Origin of the sequence: Dysgonomonas sp. HGC4, from assembly GCF_001261715.1 — a bacterium.
Classification (GTDB): domain Bacteria; phylum Bacteroidota; class Bacteroidia; order Bacteroidales; family Dysgonomonadaceae; genus Dysgonomonas_A.
Map to the genome: position 1 here is coordinate 1 of NZ_CVRU01000033.1, position 16,895 is coordinate 16,895.

The 16,895-nt window shown below is 34.2% G+C and carries 15 protein-coding genes; 5 read left to right on the forward strand and 10 right to left on the reverse strand.

Features of this window, described 5'->3' with window-relative positions; genetic code table 11:
• Positions 1–221 precede the first annotated feature (221 nt).
• On the forward strand, positions 222–590 hold the full coding sequence (locus tag HGC4_RS03495) for a hypothetical protein (protein WP_050708737.1): 369 nt from the start codon (positions 222–224) through the stop codon (positions 588–590).
• A 209-nt stretch (positions 591–799) separates the two neighbouring features.
• Here the strand turns inward: HGC4_RS03495 and HGC4_RS03500 are convergent, their stop codons facing one another.
• From HGC4_RS03500 to HGC4_RS03525, 6 genes are all read right to left on the reverse strand, one after another.
• The gene (locus HGC4_RS03500) at positions 800–1,945 is read right to left on the reverse strand and encodes an OmpA family protein (RefSeq protein ID WP_050708738.1); all 1,146 of its coding nucleotides are present in this window, start codon (positions 1,943–1,945) and stop codon (positions 800–802) included.
• Between the two features lie 32 nt (positions 1,946–1,977).
• Complete coding sequence (locus tag HGC4_RS03505) at positions 1,978–3,075, reverse strand: GDP-L-fucose synthase family protein (protein ID WP_304437589.1); 1,098 nt, start codon at positions 3,073–3,075, stop codon at positions 1,978–1,980.
• 7 nt (positions 3,076–3,082) lie between these two features.
• Positions 3,083–4,234 (reverse strand): GDP-mannose 4,6-dehydratase, encoded by a 1,152-nt coding sequence (gmd, locus tag HGC4_RS03510; protein ID WP_050708740.1) that lies wholly within the window; start codon positions 4,232–4,234, stop codon positions 3,083–3,085.
• 115 nt (positions 4,235–4,349) lie between these two features.
• A complete protein-coding gene (locus tag HGC4_RS03515; protein WP_373419304.1) occupies positions 4,350–5,870 on the reverse strand; it encodes a DUF4301 family protein in 1,521 nt (506 codons plus the stop codon).
• A 144-nt stretch (positions 5,871–6,014) separates the two neighbouring features.
• Entirely contained in the window at positions 6,015–6,347 is a 333-nt protein-coding gene (locus HGC4_RS03520; RefSeq protein ID WP_050708742.1) for a hypothetical protein, read from the reverse strand.
• Between the two features lie 134 nt (positions 6,348–6,481).
• Complete coding sequence (locus HGC4_RS03525; RefSeq protein ID WP_050708743.1) at positions 6,482–7,090, reverse strand: hypothetical protein; 609 nt, start codon at positions 7,088–7,090, stop codon at positions 6,482–6,484.
• 171 nt (positions 7,091–7,261) lie between these two features.
• Between HGC4_RS03525 and HGC4_RS03530 the strand changes: the two genes are divergently transcribed.
• The 4 genes from HGC4_RS03530 (at position 7,262) to HGC4_RS03545 (ending at position 12,537) form a co-directional block, all read left to right on the forward strand.
• A complete protein-coding gene (locus HGC4_RS03530) occupies positions 7,262–9,469 on the forward strand; it encodes a RelA/SpoT family protein (RefSeq protein ID WP_082204057.1) in 2,208 nt (735 codons plus the stop codon).
• A 550-nt stretch (positions 9,470–10,019) separates the two neighbouring features.
• The gene (locus HGC4_RS03535; protein WP_157258094.1) at positions 10,020–10,832 is read left to right on the forward strand and encodes a hypothetical protein; all 813 of its coding nucleotides are present in this window, start codon (positions 10,020–10,022) and stop codon (positions 10,830–10,832) included.
• A 101-nt stretch (positions 10,833–10,933) separates the two neighbouring features.
• Positions 10,934–11,692, forward strand: coding sequence for a hypothetical protein (locus HGC4_RS03540; protein WP_050708745.1), 759 nt, complete (start codon positions 10,934–10,936; stop codon positions 11,690–11,692).
• An 11-nt stretch (positions 11,693–11,703) separates the two neighbouring features.
• Positions 11,704–12,537: a hypothetical protein gene (locus HGC4_RS03545; protein ID WP_050708746.1), complete on the forward strand. Its 834-nt coding sequence runs from the start codon at positions 11,704–11,706 to the stop codon at positions 12,535–12,537.
• Positions 12,538–12,613: 76 nt separating this feature from the next.
• Here HGC4_RS03545 and HGC4_RS03550 read toward each other — a convergent pair whose 3' ends face one another.
• The 4 genes from HGC4_RS03550 to HGC4_RS03565 all read right to left on the reverse strand — a co-directional run bounded on the left by HGC4_RS03550 (position 12,614) and on the right by HGC4_RS03565 (position 16,814).
• Entirely contained in the window at positions 12,614–13,534 is a 921-nt protein-coding gene (locus HGC4_RS03550) for a 3-phosphoglycerate dehydrogenase (protein ID WP_050708751.1), read from the reverse strand.
• 48 nt (positions 13,535–13,582) lie between these two features.
• Complete coding sequence (gene serC, locus HGC4_RS03555; RefSeq protein WP_050708747.1) at positions 13,583–14,653, reverse strand: 3-phosphoserine/phosphohydroxythreonine transaminase; 1,071 nt, start codon at positions 14,651–14,653, stop codon at positions 13,583–13,585.
• 116 nt (positions 14,654–14,769) lie between these two features.
• A complete protein-coding gene (locus tag HGC4_RS03560; protein ID WP_082204058.1) occupies positions 14,770–16,401 on the reverse strand; it encodes a phosphoethanolamine transferase in 1,632 nt (543 codons plus the stop codon).
• Positions 16,402–16,571: 170 nt separating this feature from the next.
• The gene (locus HGC4_RS03565) at positions 16,572–16,814 is read right to left on the reverse strand and encodes a hypothetical protein (protein WP_050708749.1); all 243 of its coding nucleotides are present in this window, start codon (positions 16,812–16,814) and stop codon (positions 16,572–16,574) included.
• Between the last annotated feature and the right edge of the window lie 81 nt (positions 16,815–16,895).

Below are 16,895 nucleotides of genomic sequence, written 5' to 3' on the forward strand. Positions count from 1 at the left end.
TATAAACCAGAATGATATCATATAAAGATTTTCAATGTTAAAATATCACACAAACATCCTTTAATTTGTTTTACCTGAGAAAATTTTGTATATTTGCATCATAAATCTACAGACAGAATATACCATGAATTAAAAACATAGGTGTGTTCTGTCTTTTTTTTATTTAGGTTAGGTTACAATTACGGTTATCAAAAGATTGTTTTATTTTAAAATTTTAGGTTATGAAACGTTTATTTATTTTAGCAGTTGCTCTTTTTTCATTAAGTTCTATTTCTTTCGCAGCAGATGGCAACTATGCATTCCTTTCAAAATTAAATGAGAAGGAAAAATTCAACGGACTGGTAAATTATTTGGGAGCAGATTACGAACAACAAAGATATTTGAAAGAAATATTCGAATTATCTTCTCAAAAAATGGAAAAAGCTTCTCGTAGTGGAGCCGATTCGGACAAAGAAGTAAAAAGAGCATTAGCTTTTAACTTAGCAAATACAAAAAGCGTACTGTCTGCAGAACAATACAAAAAGTATTTGATAGTATTGAATATGACTTCTATTAACAGCAATAACACCGCTTTAGTAGCTGAAAAATAAATTCTACACTAAGTAGATTAGGATTAAAAGCCGCATAAAAGATAATCTTTTATGCGGCTTTCTTTTTTCATATCTCTCTGTCGGAAAAAATAGAAATCAACTAAGATACTATTGATCTTTAGTTCATTCTAAAACAAGAACAAATCAGATCAAAAACAAAAGAAGCTACCCTAAGGCAGCTTCTTTCTATTTTATATTCTACGCTAATATTATTGAGCGAAGAAAATAGCAACACGGTTCCATGCATTTTCTTTGTATGGTTGTTCAGAAGAACCTTTCCATTCAATTTTGATGCGGTCGCTACTGATTTTGTATTTATCAGTAAGAACTTTAGCAACGTTTCTTGCACGTCTTTCAGACAGTTTAAGATTGTATTCTGCTGTACCTGTTAATTTATCAGCATAACCAATGATCTTAATCTTAGCATCTGGATTAGATTTCAAGAATTGAGCAGTGTTATAGATACTAACTTCTTGATTGTTATCAATGTTAGCACTATTTAGACGGAAGAATACTACATTAGGAATGTAAGTATCAGGAGAAACTGCAGATGGAGCTGCTACCTCTGGGCATGGTACTGCTGGAGGACAGTTTGGTTTGCGATTTCTCAAATCGTCGTTTTCTCTTCTCAATTTGTTGATTTGACCGTTCAAGTCATTAAGTAAATCTGTGTCCATAAGAACAGCTTCTTCGAATCCAGATTTTCCTACTTTTAGGATAAGACCTGCAGTACCTGTAGCGATTCCATTCCAATGAGTTTTACCTTGAGGACCTCTATCAAATCTTCTTTCAACAATAAATCCACCTACTTCAGCAAATGCAGATAATTTATCTGTAATTCTGAATGTATTCAATAAACTAGCATTGAATGTAGGACCATTGAATCCACGTTGTTTGAATTTGTCTTCGAAACGGTGATCATAACCAATACCTACAGTAGGGATAAAGTTATAAAAACGATTCTCATTGTATTTACCCAAGTAATTTGTTACGTTGAACATGAAGTCAACAGTAGCATTTACGTGAGTCATGCTGTACATGTTTTGTCCTTCATTTCCACTGAAAGTATGGATTTTACCACCTTGACCACGGAAACGTACTCCTAAGTATGGATTGAACCATTTTCCAACGAAAACCGAAGGATTAACAGTCATACGATCTAAGAAATCTGCATGTTGATCACTTGGACCAAAATAAACACTAGCACCAGCACCAGCACCGACAAACCAGTTATCCCAGAATCCGTTACGAGCGAAAGTTGCTTTTCTTCCTGCTTCAGCACTAACTCCGCTTTCTTGAGCAGTAGCACTTATGCCAGCAAGAGCTAAACACAAAAGTAAACTTACCTTTTTCATAATCAATTAATTATAGTTAAACAGTTAAATTCTTATTTTTTAGTATTTTCATACCAATTATAAATCAAGTTTACGCCTTCATCAATTTCCACCTTATGCTTCCATCCTAAAGAATGTAACTTAGAAACGTCTGTCAACTTCTTGATGGTTCCATCAGGTTTTTCGGTATTAAACCACAAGCGACCTTTAAAACCAACTATTTTTTGTACTAGCAAAGCTAGTTCTTTTATCGAAATATCCGTACCCGTACCAACATTAATATGAGTATTTCGAATTTCCTTATCTATTGTAACATTTATTAAGTCCAAAAAGTTCACAGACTCCATGACATGAATCGTAGCATCAGCCATATCTTCACTCCAAAGAAACTCTCTCATGGGCCTTCCTGATCCCCAAATCTCAATTTTCACATCTTGATCTGAAGCTTGACTTATTCCGTACTTATTTAACATAGATAAGATTTCAGATTCACTAGATTTTTCATCAACATTTTCAATTGGTCTCTGCTTAAAATCTAATCTGATCAAATCCCATTTTTTATCCTCCAAACATTTCCCTAAATACATTTTCCGTATCAAAGCTGGAAGAACATGTGATTTCTCTAAATCAAAGTTATCATTAGGTCCGTATAAATTAGTCGGCATTACCGCCAAAAAATTAGTTCCATATTGAATATTATAACTTTCACACATTTTTATTCCTGCGATCTTAGCTATAGCATATGGTTCATTTGTATATTCCAATGGAGAAGTCAACAGCGAGTCTTCCGACATTGGCTGAGGAGCTTCTTTGGGATAAATACAGGTACTACCTAAAAATACTAATTTATTTACTTTATTCAAATAAGCTTGATGAATAACATTATTTTGAATCATCAAGTTTTCATAAATAAAATCTGCTCTATATTTATTATTAGCAATAATACCTCCAACTTTAGCCGCCGCTAAAATGACGTATTCAGGCTTTTCTTCTTCAAAGAAACGAGCAACAGCTGATTGATCTTTTAAATCAAGTTCAGAATGAGTACGCAACACAAAGTTAGTATATCCTCGACTTTTAAGATTCTTCAAAATAGCCGATCCTACTAATCCCCGATGTCCTGCGATATATATTTTTGAAGATTTATCAATCATTTTGTTACTCAAAATAATTAAGGATCTTATAACCTCCTTTTCGTAAGAACTCTTCCTTCTTCATCAAGGTTACATCATGACTTATCATATCTTCGCATAAAGCCTTTAGATCATAGGATGGCTCCCATCCTAATTTTTCTTTCGCTTTTGTATTATCTCCTATCAATATATCAACTTCTGTTGGTCTAAAATAAGCAGGATCAACACCAACAACAGAATCACCGATTCTTTTATTGAAGGCTTCTAAATACTCCACACCTACTTTACTTACAAATTTAACTTCGTCAATAGCAGCAATAAAGCCTTCTTCGAGTACATCCTCTCCTTTAAACTCCACAGTTACTCCAACTTCAAGGAACGACATTTTTATAAAATCTCGTATAGTTGTTGTTATACCTGTAGATATTACATAATCGTCTGGAGTATCTTGTTGCAAGATCAGATACATCGCTTTGATATAATCTTTAGCGTGTCCCCAATCTCTCTTACTTGAAAGATTACCCATAAAAACTTTATCCTGAATCCCTAAAACGATTCTAGATACAGCTCTGGTAACTTTTCGCGTAACGAAAGTTTCTCCTCTAAGAGGCGATTCGTGATTAAACAGGATACCGTTGCTCGCATGCATTCCGTACGCCTCACGATAATTAACCGTAATCCAATATGCATATAACTTAGCTACCGCATACGGACTTCTTGGATAGAAAGGAGTAGTCTCTTTTTGTGGTATCTCTTGTACTAATCCATATAATTCTGAAGTAGAAGCTTGATAAATACGAGTTTTATCAGTTAATCCTAGTAAGCGAACGGCTTCTAACAACCTCAAAGTACCTATACCATCAGCATTAGCTGTATACTCAGGAATATCAAAGCTCACTTTCACATGACTCATAGCTGCAAGATTATAAATCTCGTCTGGCTGAATCTCGCCTATTATTCGCGTTAGATTCATACTATCTGTCATATCACCATAATGAAGAACTAAGTCTCTATGATCTTCATGAGGATCTTGATATAAATGGTCTATTCTATCAGTGTTAAAAAGAGAAGATCTTCTCTTAATACCATGAACAGTGTATCCTTTCTTTATCAGAAATTCTGATAAATACGCTCCATCTTGGCCAGTAACACCTGTTATTAATGCTGTTTTTGTCATTTAAAGTTTTGTTAAAATCACCAATTTGTAATTTTTTCAAGCCACAAATATAAAGATAAATATATTTTAAACAAAATAAACATTAACAAAAGAGCTTTTTAAGCCAAATTCAGACTCAAGAAAGATGTTCTTTCCGCAATAAATCATTAACACTTTTAACTGGATTGAAAGTTTCAAGAGAAACTTCTACAAACACCGTATTCCAGTCAGACATAGCTCCATTCCAAAGACCTGGCAATTCTAAAGCTTTAAGAGCTTTACCCTCTTTTGTCTTTTCGCTAATAAAACCTGTATTTTGATCAATATAATCAATTAAGTCAAATTTCCCTCCTTTATAATCCTTTACAGCACAAACGATATCTACAGGATTAAAGTGAGTTCCGCTAGCAAACAAACCCTTCTTCTGGGGATCAGTTAAATCAATCTGAGAGCTTTCGAGTATCTGAAGAGAGACTGTGCCATCCTCATTAACAGCAAAAAAGGGCCCACCACCAGCTTCGCCAACATTTTTAACCATACCACAGACTCTTATTGGACGATTTAATTTTCGCTGTAGGTACAAAACCAGTTCTGCATCTTCCAAATATTTAGTCTCTGGATTTTTCACATTCAAATCATCTTGTAAAAAGTAAAGAACCTCGAGAAGCTCTTCTCTTGAATAAACACCTGAATCTATCAAGTTGAGATACTGAAATATCCGCGACTGAATATCCACAAGATACCCAGCTAATATCTTCTTATAAAAGGTTTCTTCTCCCTTTAATTTATCGGGAACTACATTATCTATATTTTTTACAAAAATAACATCAGAAGACAAATCGTTCAGATTTTCGATTAAAGCGCCATGCCCTCCCGGACGAAAGAGCAAATTATCACCATCCTCAAATGGCTGATTATCTTTATCAACGGCTATAGTATCAGTCTTTTTTTTCTGCTCACTAAAGCTTATATCAAACTTTACACCCAGAGCCTTTTCATATTCAATTTTAACCAAATCAATCAGATTTTGAAACAAACTACGATGTTCGGGTGAAACCGTAAAATGCAAAACTGCTTTCCCATCAGAGATCCTTGCATACTGACTAGCCTCAACAAGATGCTCTTCAACAGGTGTTCTATTCTTATCCTTATATGCGTGAAATTTCAACAAACCCTTAGGCAGTCCTCCATAATTCAAACCATCTTTCAAGAGAAGAGTCTCTAAAATAGCTGCATATTGACCTTTAAGGATAAGAGAATTAGCATCATTACCTTTTATTTCAATACACATTTTATTCAGATCTTCAAAAAAGGCAAACTTTTCTATATTATCAAAAAAGACTTTAATAGAATCTTTTTCAAGTAGATTTGATTCTCCTTGCAAGAACTCAAACAAATCCTTAAACATTCTACTGGCCGCTCCAGAAGCCGGCACAAATTTAACTACCGAATGCTCAGTCTTACAATATTCATCCCAAATAGCTTTATATTTATCATGTTCAGAAGAGTCCACAACTACAATACCTTTTCCATTAGTAGCGAAATTTACAATTTCAAGAAAAGGGAACCCTGTTTTAAAACGATCGATTTGAGACTCAACAGTAGCAACATCAACTCCCATTGCTTTAAATTGCTCTAAATCTCTATTTGTAAATATTTGATGCATAAGAAAACATATTTAGGATTAATAGTACACAAATATAGAAAAGATATCCACTATCAGTATATCATTAAAATAAAAAAAGCAAACCTAAACAGGCTTGCTTTCTATATAATAGAGATTACAATATTTTATTCTAATTTAAAAAGAGGCGTTTCTTGATTGCGAATTTCGTCTAACAAACATCAAATAAACTCCGGCTAAAAATATAAAGGCAAGTATATCTGTTGAGGTAAAATTAACATATCCATTTCGAACCGATTCATTTCCTAAATTAAATGATTGTCTATATGGCTTAATATTTTCATTTACAAATTCAGGAGTACCTCGAGCTGCCGAAAGAGCATCTTCCATTGGAAGAAAACTTGTTGGCGCAGCAAATGTACCTGGTACTGAATGAGCAACAAACGGGATTAGCAGTAGAAAAATAAATACAACTAGACCCTTCTTTATTTTGAAACCTAAATTTAACATAAACCAACTTTATAATACACGTGAATATTTAACAATAAAATCACGATTCAGCTACAAAGATAATCACAGAAAAAATTTAAAACAATATTCTTCAACTAATAACACATAAATTAGGCTATATTTAACACTTTATCTCAAGAAAAGCTCTCCAATTCTCGAGCAGTTATATATTTAATTCTATTTTCATTATTAAATATAACATATCTATTAACACTCACATTCCCTTTTTTGTTCGCTATTCGATCAGAGAATGAGGGAATAACGATATAAACATCGGAATCTGGAATAAGTTTTACGCCCGAATTAGACGTTAAATCAAGCGAATCATCACCTCCAGAAATTCTCTCTAAAATCTCTTTTCTCTTTTTCTCCAAATAATTTTTGTTATGCCTATTATATCCTGAGGAAAACATCATTATTGTTTTTTTATTCTTCTCCATTAATGGAATACAAGAACAAATAAGAAAAGGTCTGTCATCCGAGATCTTTTGAGTTATAATATATTTACGAACCGCCTTTAGCCAGATTGTCCCCAAAAGAAGTAAAATAATGCAAGGAATAACATACAAACTAAAAAGACGATCAGTATTAAACAAAAACAGAACCCCAAACAAAGAGGCAAAAAGAATTACAGAAGGTGGTATAATTGCATAATTTTTCCAGACTTCCTTATTATAAAACTTTTTTCGAAACTTCTTATTTTTTTCTAACCGTTGTAATTTATCCGCATTCATATCATTCATAATTTACTCAAAGGTACAAAATGTTTTTATCTGATGTAAAAGCTAAAAGCTCTATTATTGGTAAATTTTAGAATAAAAGGAAGCAAACAAAAGCCCAATGTGAAATGAAAATATTATTTTTACATTCAAGTATATATGTTTTAGGATAAAAAGATAAATTGTACACAAGCAATGAAAAATTATAGTGCACAAGAAGACGAGTTTAAATCTTTGGTACTTCAACTGTCTGCAAAGTCAAAAGAATTACAAATTTCAGCCCAAGAAGAATCATTCTTGAGATCTACCATCAAAGAAGGTATATCACAAGATATATATAAAGCGAAAAATAAAAAGTATTACCATCTTATTACAGTATTAAGCACTGTACTTATAGTAATCAACGAAATAGGGTTAAGAAAAGCGGCTGTAATAGCTAACCTATTATACAGACCTGCTCTTAATAAGATAATAACAATAGATCAGATTAAACAAACATTTGATCCTGAGGTAGCCGATATAGTAAAGGGATTGATGAAAATAAATCACCTTGAAGCTAATCAGACAAGTTTAGAATCTGAGAATTTCATCAAGCTATTACTCTCTTTCGCTGAAGATATGAGGGTGATATTAATTATGATTGCCAACAGGCTCTACTTAATGAGGAAAGCCAGCCAAGCAGACGAGGCAATTCGCTTGAAATTATCTATCGAATCGTCTTACATCTATATTCCTCTGGCACATAAGCTTGGCTTATACAATATAAAATCGGAATTGGAAGATCTGTATCTAAAATATACCGATCGAAACATGTACGACTATATATCTCAGAAATTAAATGAGAGTAAAGATGTACGTGATCAATATATTGCCGAATTTATAGCTCCCCTCGAAGAAAAGCTAAAAGAGACCGGACTTAAATATGATATAAAGGGACGAGTAAAATCGATATATTCCATTCATAATAAACTAAAGAAACAGAAAGTTGAGTTTGAGTCTATATACGATCTCTTTGCTATTCGCATAGTACTCGATTCACCTCAACCAAAAGAGAAGGCTGAGTGTTGGCAGATTTATTCTATTGTAACGGATTTATATCAACCTAACCCTAAAAGGCTTAAAGATTGGTTATCTATACCAAAGAGCAATGGATATGAATCTCTGCACATTACCGTCATGGGACCTCAATCTAGATGGGTAGAAGTACAGATACGAACCCGTCGTATGGACGAGATTGCGGAACGAGGCTTAGCCGCCCACTGGAAATACAAAGGAGTAAAGAGCGAATCGAATATTGACGATTGGCTAACCACTTTACGCGAGACATTAGAGAACAAAAATGTAGCAAATAACGAAAAGCTTGAAGATTTTAAGCTCGATATCTATGATGATGAGATTTATGTATTTACCCCAAAGGGCGATTTACATAAACTTCCTAAAGGAGCTACGATTCTCGATTTTGCTTTTTCTATACACACCAAGCTAGGTTCAACCTGCGTATCGGGTAAAGTCAATGGCAAGAATGTATCTATCCGTCACAAATTGAACAGTGGCGACCAAATAGAGATTATGACCTCCGCCAATCAAGTACCCAAACAAGATTGGTTGAATTTTGTAACAACATCTAAAGCGAAAAATAAAATACGCCAAAGACTAAAAGAGGAGTCTAACAAGCAAGTTGAGTATGCAAAAGAACTTTTAAAAAGACGGTTTAAAAATAAAAAGATAGATGAAGATGAAGGCGTAATGATGCGACTGATAAAGAAGAAAGGCTTTAAAACCGTTACAGACTTCTATATCAAGATTGCTCAGGAGGCTTTGGATGTAAATACGATCATAGATCAATACTTGGAGTTAGAGAAGCGCGAAGCCGAACTTCACGATAAACATGAGATGGTCAGTGCCGAAACTTATACGATACAGCCACAAACCGTAGCGCAAAGTAATGCTAAGACTACGGATGAACTCATTCTCGACAAAGATTTAAAAGGTATAGATTATTCTCTAGCTAAATGCTGCAACCCTATCTATGGGGATGAGGTGTTCGGTTTTATTTCCTTACAAGGTATAAAGATACATAGAGTCAATTGCCCTAATGCCCATGATATGTTTTCACGTTTCGGCTATCGGGTTATACCGGCTCGTTGGTCAGGCAAATCAGGTTCATCTTATACTATTGTACTACGTGTGGTTGGTGCCGATGATATTGGAATTGTGACTAATCTTACATCTATCATATCTAAAGAACAAGGTATAACACTTCGCTCGATAAGTATTGATTCGAATGATGGCTTGTTTCAGGGCAACCTTTCAGTTACACTTCAAGATACAAACACGCTCGAAAGCTTGATGAAAAAATTACGTACTGTAAGAGGGGTGAAACAAATTTCGAGGTTAAACTAAAAAGGACTTAAAATAAAATCTACTTTTGGGGTATCTAAAATAAATTCATATATTTGTCTCTGATAAATAACTCTTTACAGCATTCAATGTCTAACTATTTAACATACACAATAATCCTTAACAATCTAAAGTTTAACTTTTTAGATTTTGATTTGTATGCGAAAATATTAGAGAGAGAGAGAGAGAGAGAGAGAGAGAGAGAGAGAGAGAGAGCTAATAACAGATACTCTACTTGAATTAAAAAAAAATCTAAAAGAATTTTTCCGTTTATCCTTTATTTTCCCCATAAAGTACGAATTATTCTCCAATAATAAAAACCCCAATAAACATATTAGTAGTTGTACCGGTAGTCTTTATCGCGTAGCAGATTTGTTTTGTTGTTGTCGTTCAAACTCTATGCGAGCTAAAAGCTTGCCTATGGCACAACTATGTCCGGCAGTGATATGTAGAGATTACATATCGCTGCTTTCTATTTTTGAAAAACCAAAGATTCTCAATAAAACCCAACAACAGTTTTGATAAAAAATAACACACATTAATAGCAAGCATAATGAAAAGAATGTATTTGTTCATACTCTGGATATTCTCTATTGGTCTTCTACAAGCCCAAATAGGGATAAACACAGAGAACCCTCAGAGTCTTTTCCATATCGACTCACAAGGCAACAATAGCACCTCTGCTATAAATAAAAATGATGATGATGTGGTGGTCACTACAAATGGTGATATTGGCATAGGCACGATCACCCCTAAAGCTAAAGTACATATTGTAAGCAATGGTACTACTCCACCGCTAAGATTACAAGACGGAAATGAAGCTGCCAAAAAGATCTTAATCTCAGATGATAACGGAGTAGGAACTTGGGGTGAAGCAGGCTTAAGTAGCTTTGGAACTATTCCCTATGAACAAAACACCAGGCTCACTGCTAACTCAACATTACTACTATATGATACTGGCTTGAAGTTTGAATTCCCCTCTACCGGAGTATATTCGGTATCTCTCGGAGTAAGAATACATATAGATGTACCCAATTACGAAAGAATAACGTGGGCACAATTACTACCGGCATTAGGCCCTGACTTAATAGCCATATGGCAGGGAGGGAGCCCTCGCTTTAAAGGATCATATGAAGTTCCGGCCACTAGTAGCAGAGCGATAGATGGAGGCACTGAGGTACTCTTCAAGTTCAACCAATCAATCACAGTTGAGGAAAACTACAAAACAATGTATTTAGTTATACAAACCAGCTTATGGTCTGCACTCCAAACTGTAAAAGTTTCATGGGGCACTTCTACAACAAGCCTTACCCCTGAGGGGAGACCAAGTGATGAAGTGGGTGGATCGTACATTAAAATTAAATAAGGTTTCATAACTTTTTCGATTCCATCAACTTATAATATATAACTAATCTATTATTAGGACTAATTCAGATAACTGAACTTACTTCATAAAAATAAAACAAAATGAGAAATAATATATATATCCTTATCTGGATATTCTTTCCTTTAACGGCTTACTCTCAAGTGGGTATAAACACGTCTAATCCAATAGGTATATTTAATATTGATGGAAAAGGAGATGGAGTAGCCACTCCGGCAACGATAGCAAATGATGTCGTCATCAACAATAAAGGGTATATTGGTGCCGGAACCATATCGCCTGACACAAAGCTACACATTGAAGTACCAGTAAATACCTACGGACTAGCTATACAAGATGGGAATGAGGCAGAAGGTAATATACTATCGTCTGGTGCTAACGGGAATGCTTCTTGGATTGTATCCGATGTAAGCCAATTCAGTACAATTCCATATACCACTACCACAGCAACCACTTTTACGGGCAGTAGCTACTCATATAATCCTGAATTCAAAATTACATTTCCCCGATTTGGATCGTACTCAATAGCATTATCATGCAGAATAACCATTGCAAGAACAGCTACTTCCCCCCCAACAGTCTTTGGAGTGATATCTTCTGTATCATTTCCTACTGTAAATATTCCGGGAGCTGTACAAACACGAGCAGTCCATATTGTTGGAACCACTTATATATATCAACTATTTATCAATCAGAATATCAATATAGATGCATCTACGGGTCTTACTGCAGGATTATTAATATCCGTGGCAGGCGATTTTTCTGTTACATCAGGTACAATATCTGCTATATTGGGCGATAATTCAACCTTCAGTGGAGGTACCTATATTCGCGTTAAATAAAAAAACAAATTATGAAGAATCTAGATAAAACAACAATTCAAACAATATTTATATTAGTTATTATATTATACTCTACACCTCTTTTTCCTCAATTTGTTGGTATAAATACCAAAACACCGAATAGACTAATTCATATTGATGCACAAGGAAATAACACTGCTAGTGTATCCGATTTCAGCCCTTTAGTATCCGATGATGTTATAATAGATAATACGGGTAATATAGGTATAGGAGTACTTAGTCCTACGGCTAAAATACATATTGATAGTAAAGAAAATGGTGTTGCCATCCCCGGCTTTAAATTAGTGGATGGAACACAAAAGGCAGGCAGGGCGTTGATGTCTGACAAAGATGGCTTTGCTACTTGGAGACCCATCGATTTTAGCGGCTATACTGTGGTAGACTATCAGAGAGTACGATCTGAGTTTACCAACACCCAAACAACCGGAACTATTGTACAGTATTCAAATTTATATATCGATTTTCCCGGACCCGGTAATTATCTGGTTTCAATAGGTATTAAAGTCGAGGTTTACAGAAACGGTAGCGGAACCGAAACCATACAAGGTTTCCTACAACCAACAAATGTACCAACAGATTGGGGTGTAAAAAGATTTGTGGGTGCTTACCCCGTCATAGCCAGCAACACAAGTGGTCCTCTTCAGAATCGAATTATTCTCACTCAGCAGATACAAATTCCCGAAGGATCAACAAGAGCTTACTTAATGCTAACATTCTGGAATATGCAGTATACAGCTACAGGATATATATATACTACATGGGGAAATACGGATGTACCCGGAGAGGCACAACGTACGGGAGGATCATACGTACGGATCAACTAAGAGTATATAAAAACAATAAAGGAGATTATCTTAATAATCTCCTTTATTTATATAATAAGGAATAAACCTTATAGTATTACTTGTTTACTCTGAAACGTTCGTTGCCATTTTTAATAAAATCAACGATCTGATTAGCTGCTGCAATTCCTGCATTTGTATTAGCCTCTGCAGTTTGAGCACCCATTTTCTTAGGTGTAGAGAAATATCTTCCTGCAAACTTCTCAGCCATTTCAGCATGATTAGAAGGTAGTATATCAGTAACATATTTTACATCTGTACGATCTTCCATCAACTTCACAATCTCAGCTTCGTTGATAACTTCCTTACGAGCAGTGTTTATTAACAATGCTTTTTTAGGTAGTTTATTCAACAATTCGTAATTGATCGAATTTTTAGTTTCAGCAGTTGCAGGTATATGTAATGATACGAACTCGCAAGTAGAATACAATTCCTCAACAGTTTTCACTGCTTTTACACCTTCTTTTTCGATAGCTTCTGCCGAAAGGAAAGGATCGAATGCATATACTTCCATATTGAATCCCTTAGCAATACGAGCAACATTATGCCCTACATTTCCGTAAGCATGAATACCCAGTTTTTTGCCAGCCAATTCAGTACCCGATGTTCCATTATAAAAATTACGTACTGCATACACAGCCAGACCAAAAGCTAATTCAGCTACTGCATTTGCATTTTGTCCGGGAGTATTCATAGCACATACACCGTGAGCTGTTGCAGCATCAAGATCGATATTATCAAATCCAGCACCTGCACGTACTACTATTTTAAGTTGCTTTGCAGCATCAAAAACGTCATTATCGAAAATATCACTACGGATAATTGCAGCATCTACATTAGCCACAGCATCCAATAGCTGTTGTTTTTCTGTATATTTTTCAAGCAAAACTAATTCATATCCTGCCTGATCTATTACATTCTTGATTCCCTTTACAGCTTCAGCAGCAAAAGGTTTATCAGTTGCGATTAATACTTTTATACTCATGTTTATTACACTGTTCTAAATTAAAACTAAAGTCTCAGTTCGTTATGCGTTTTGCTTTTCGAATTCCTTCATTGCATCTACTAATGCTTGAACACCTTCAGCAGGCATAGCATTGTAAATAGAAGCTCTGAATCCTCCAACCGAACGGTGACCTTTCAATCCATCAAGACCTTTGCTTACTGCAAATTTCAAGAAGTCAGCTTCTTTATCTTCATGACCTTTAGCCATAACAAAGCATACATTCATTATCGAACGATCTTCTTTAGCAGCGGTTCCTACGAATAATGGATTTCTATCTATTTCAGCATACAGAGAAGCAGCTTTTTCTTTGTTCTTTTTCTCCATTGCTGGTACTCCACCATTAGCTTTCAACCATCTAAGAGTTTGCATAGCCGCATAAATAGGCACTACAGGAGGTGTATTAAACATCGATTCGTTTTCAATATGTGTTTTATAATCCAACATTGTAGGTATCTTACGAGAAACTTTTCCAAGTATATCGTCTTTTACAATAACAAATGTCAGACCAGCTGGAGCTAGATTTTTTTGTGCTCCACCATAGATAAGACCATATTTAGAGACATCAATTACTCTTGAGAATATATCAGAAGACATATCGGCAATCAATGGCACTGGTGAATCTAAATCAGTGTGTAATTCTGTTCCGAAAATAGTATTGTTCGTTGTAATGTGGAAATAATCCGCATCAGCAGGAATCGTATAATCTTTTGGTACATATGAAAAATTGTCAGCCTTAGAGCTTGCAACTTCAATAACTTCTCCAAATAATTTCGCCTCTTTCTGAGCCTTACTTGCCCATGTTCCTGTATTTAGATAGGCAGCTTTTTTCTCTAAAAGGTTAAAAGGAACCATGCAGAATTGCAAACTGGCACCTCCACCTAAAAATATAACAGAATAGCCTTCAGGTACATTCAACAATTCTTTAAACAATGCGATAGTTTCATCCATCACAGCAATAAAATCTTTACTTCTGTGACTAACTTCCATAAGAGACAATGTGGACGAATTGAAATCTAAAATAGCTTTTGCTGTTTCTTCGATTGTTTGTTGTGGTAAAATTGAGGGACCTGCGCTAAAATTGATTTTTTTCATATTTGCAAGAATTTGAATCGTTCTTTTCCATTATGGTTTTACAATTCTCCAAATTTAATAAATATATTTGAAAATGGCACTGTTAAAAACAAAATGAGTCCGTATTCTAGATTGTTTTATTTCTTTATGTCATTAAAACTATAAACCTTTCGATCAACATGATAATAGTAAAGCCCATCATTTTTAGCTCTATCTAAAAATGTATCAGAGATTGAATAACCAATACTCTCAGCGAAAATATTTATGAAGTTAACTGTATTTAATTGCCCATTATTTAAATATTGGTTCACAATTCCATCTATATTCAAAGTATAGTTTATAGGAATCACAATAAAAGGAATAAGAAATTGCTCTGAACTTGCATTCAAAAAACCATGTCCAACATGTATTATTTCTCCATGATCCGAATAATAGTAGACTAAAGTAGATATTGAATCATTTCTGTTTTTGCTATTATTGTATACTTTCTTTATGACTCTGTCAGTATGAGAAATACTTCTATCATATGTCAAAACAACTTTGTTACTTTCATCATAATACTGATCTATAACCCGATCTTCTTTATCACTCTTATCACCATAAGATTCATGACTACCCTTAAGGTGTATAAAAAAAACTTGATTCTTGCTGCTATTATATAAACTGTCTGCAACTTCAACTAAATCTAGATCATCTGCTTTAAAATTATAAAATTTGGAATAATTAGCACATGATGCCATAAATCCAATATAGCTATCATATGCACCTAATCTATCTTGATTAGATATCCAATAAGTTTCATAACCTGCTAAATTAGCTAATTCCACAACATTATAGTTTTCAAAAAAAAGTTGATGATTCATTGGCGTTGCAAAACTTAGTGATAATTTCAACGCATCTCGTGTTATAGAAGCAGGAGAAACTCCGTCCACATAATATAACTTCTGCATCTGCTTCATTGAATCTAACCAAGGAGTTGTCGGGATTTTATAATTATAAAGACTGTAGTGAGTACGTAAAGAGCTTTCTCCGATCAACACATATAATACTTGCGGTCTATCCACTCCTTTTTTCAAGCTAATACCTTCAGGAAACACCCTTTCAAGCTTTATAAATTCATTAAACTTGCTAGCTTCTACATAATAAGCAACAGATGTTACAATCGTTCCATAAATGAATGGTAATTTAAAACCTGTTTTTTCTTGTATTAAAAAGAAAGGATACTCAGTAAAAACAACAGTACGCTGCTCTGATCTATAGATATTTTTGAGAATAATTGATGACGGCAATATAACCATCAAAAAAAACAAAGTTAATATACAAAACCAAACGTTTTTTCGACAATCCGTCAACTCTCTACAAACCAGCACAAATAAACTAGAAGTTATAAGCAAAATGGGAATAAACCAAACCCAGAGTTGACTCGCCATAGCTTTAGCCTCGGTAGAATTAGTTTCAAACATTGATGCTATACCTCCAAACATAATTCTTGTACCAAAAGCTAAAAGATGCGTCATCTCTATAGTAAACAAAAGAGATAACAACAAAACAAAAACTATCCTTATTTTGGGAATCCTTGATATGAGATAAAGTATAGAGATAATAATCAAAACATTAGCCCCCCCCCATAACAAATTAGAAAGACTCAATTGGCTGAGTGAAAAAGGAGTATGTATTTTCTCATATATACAACATATAAATAACATTATAAAAGTTAGTAATGTTATTCTGTATTTTCTTATTAACTCTTTTAATTTAATAAACATCATCTAGTAGTTGCTAAATTTAATTTTCAACAAATTATTACAACATAAGTCAACTTATCAGTAACAAATAGGAGGTGCCCCTGTTCGAATTCAGGCCTTTCATACATTTGGAGACAAAGATACTATTTTCTACTCCACTCAATCAGATTTGCTCAAAGATTCTTTTTATATTCCTATTTCTTTATGTCATTAAACAAATACGTTTTACCATCTACATGATAGTAATAAAGTCCGTCATTTTTAGCTTTTTTTATTGCTTTTTCCGAAACATGATAACCGATTGCCTCAGAAAATATATAATTAAAATTTGTAGTATTCAATCTTCCATCAACCAGATATTTATCAATAATTTCATCAGTACCAATTTCTAGATTATAAGGTATTGCTAAAAAAGGAACTAAAAATTGATCAGACACTGCTGCCCTCTTCCATCACAATATTATTATATAAAGATTTTAGAACTCGATCTGTATGATGAATACTGCGATCATATTCTA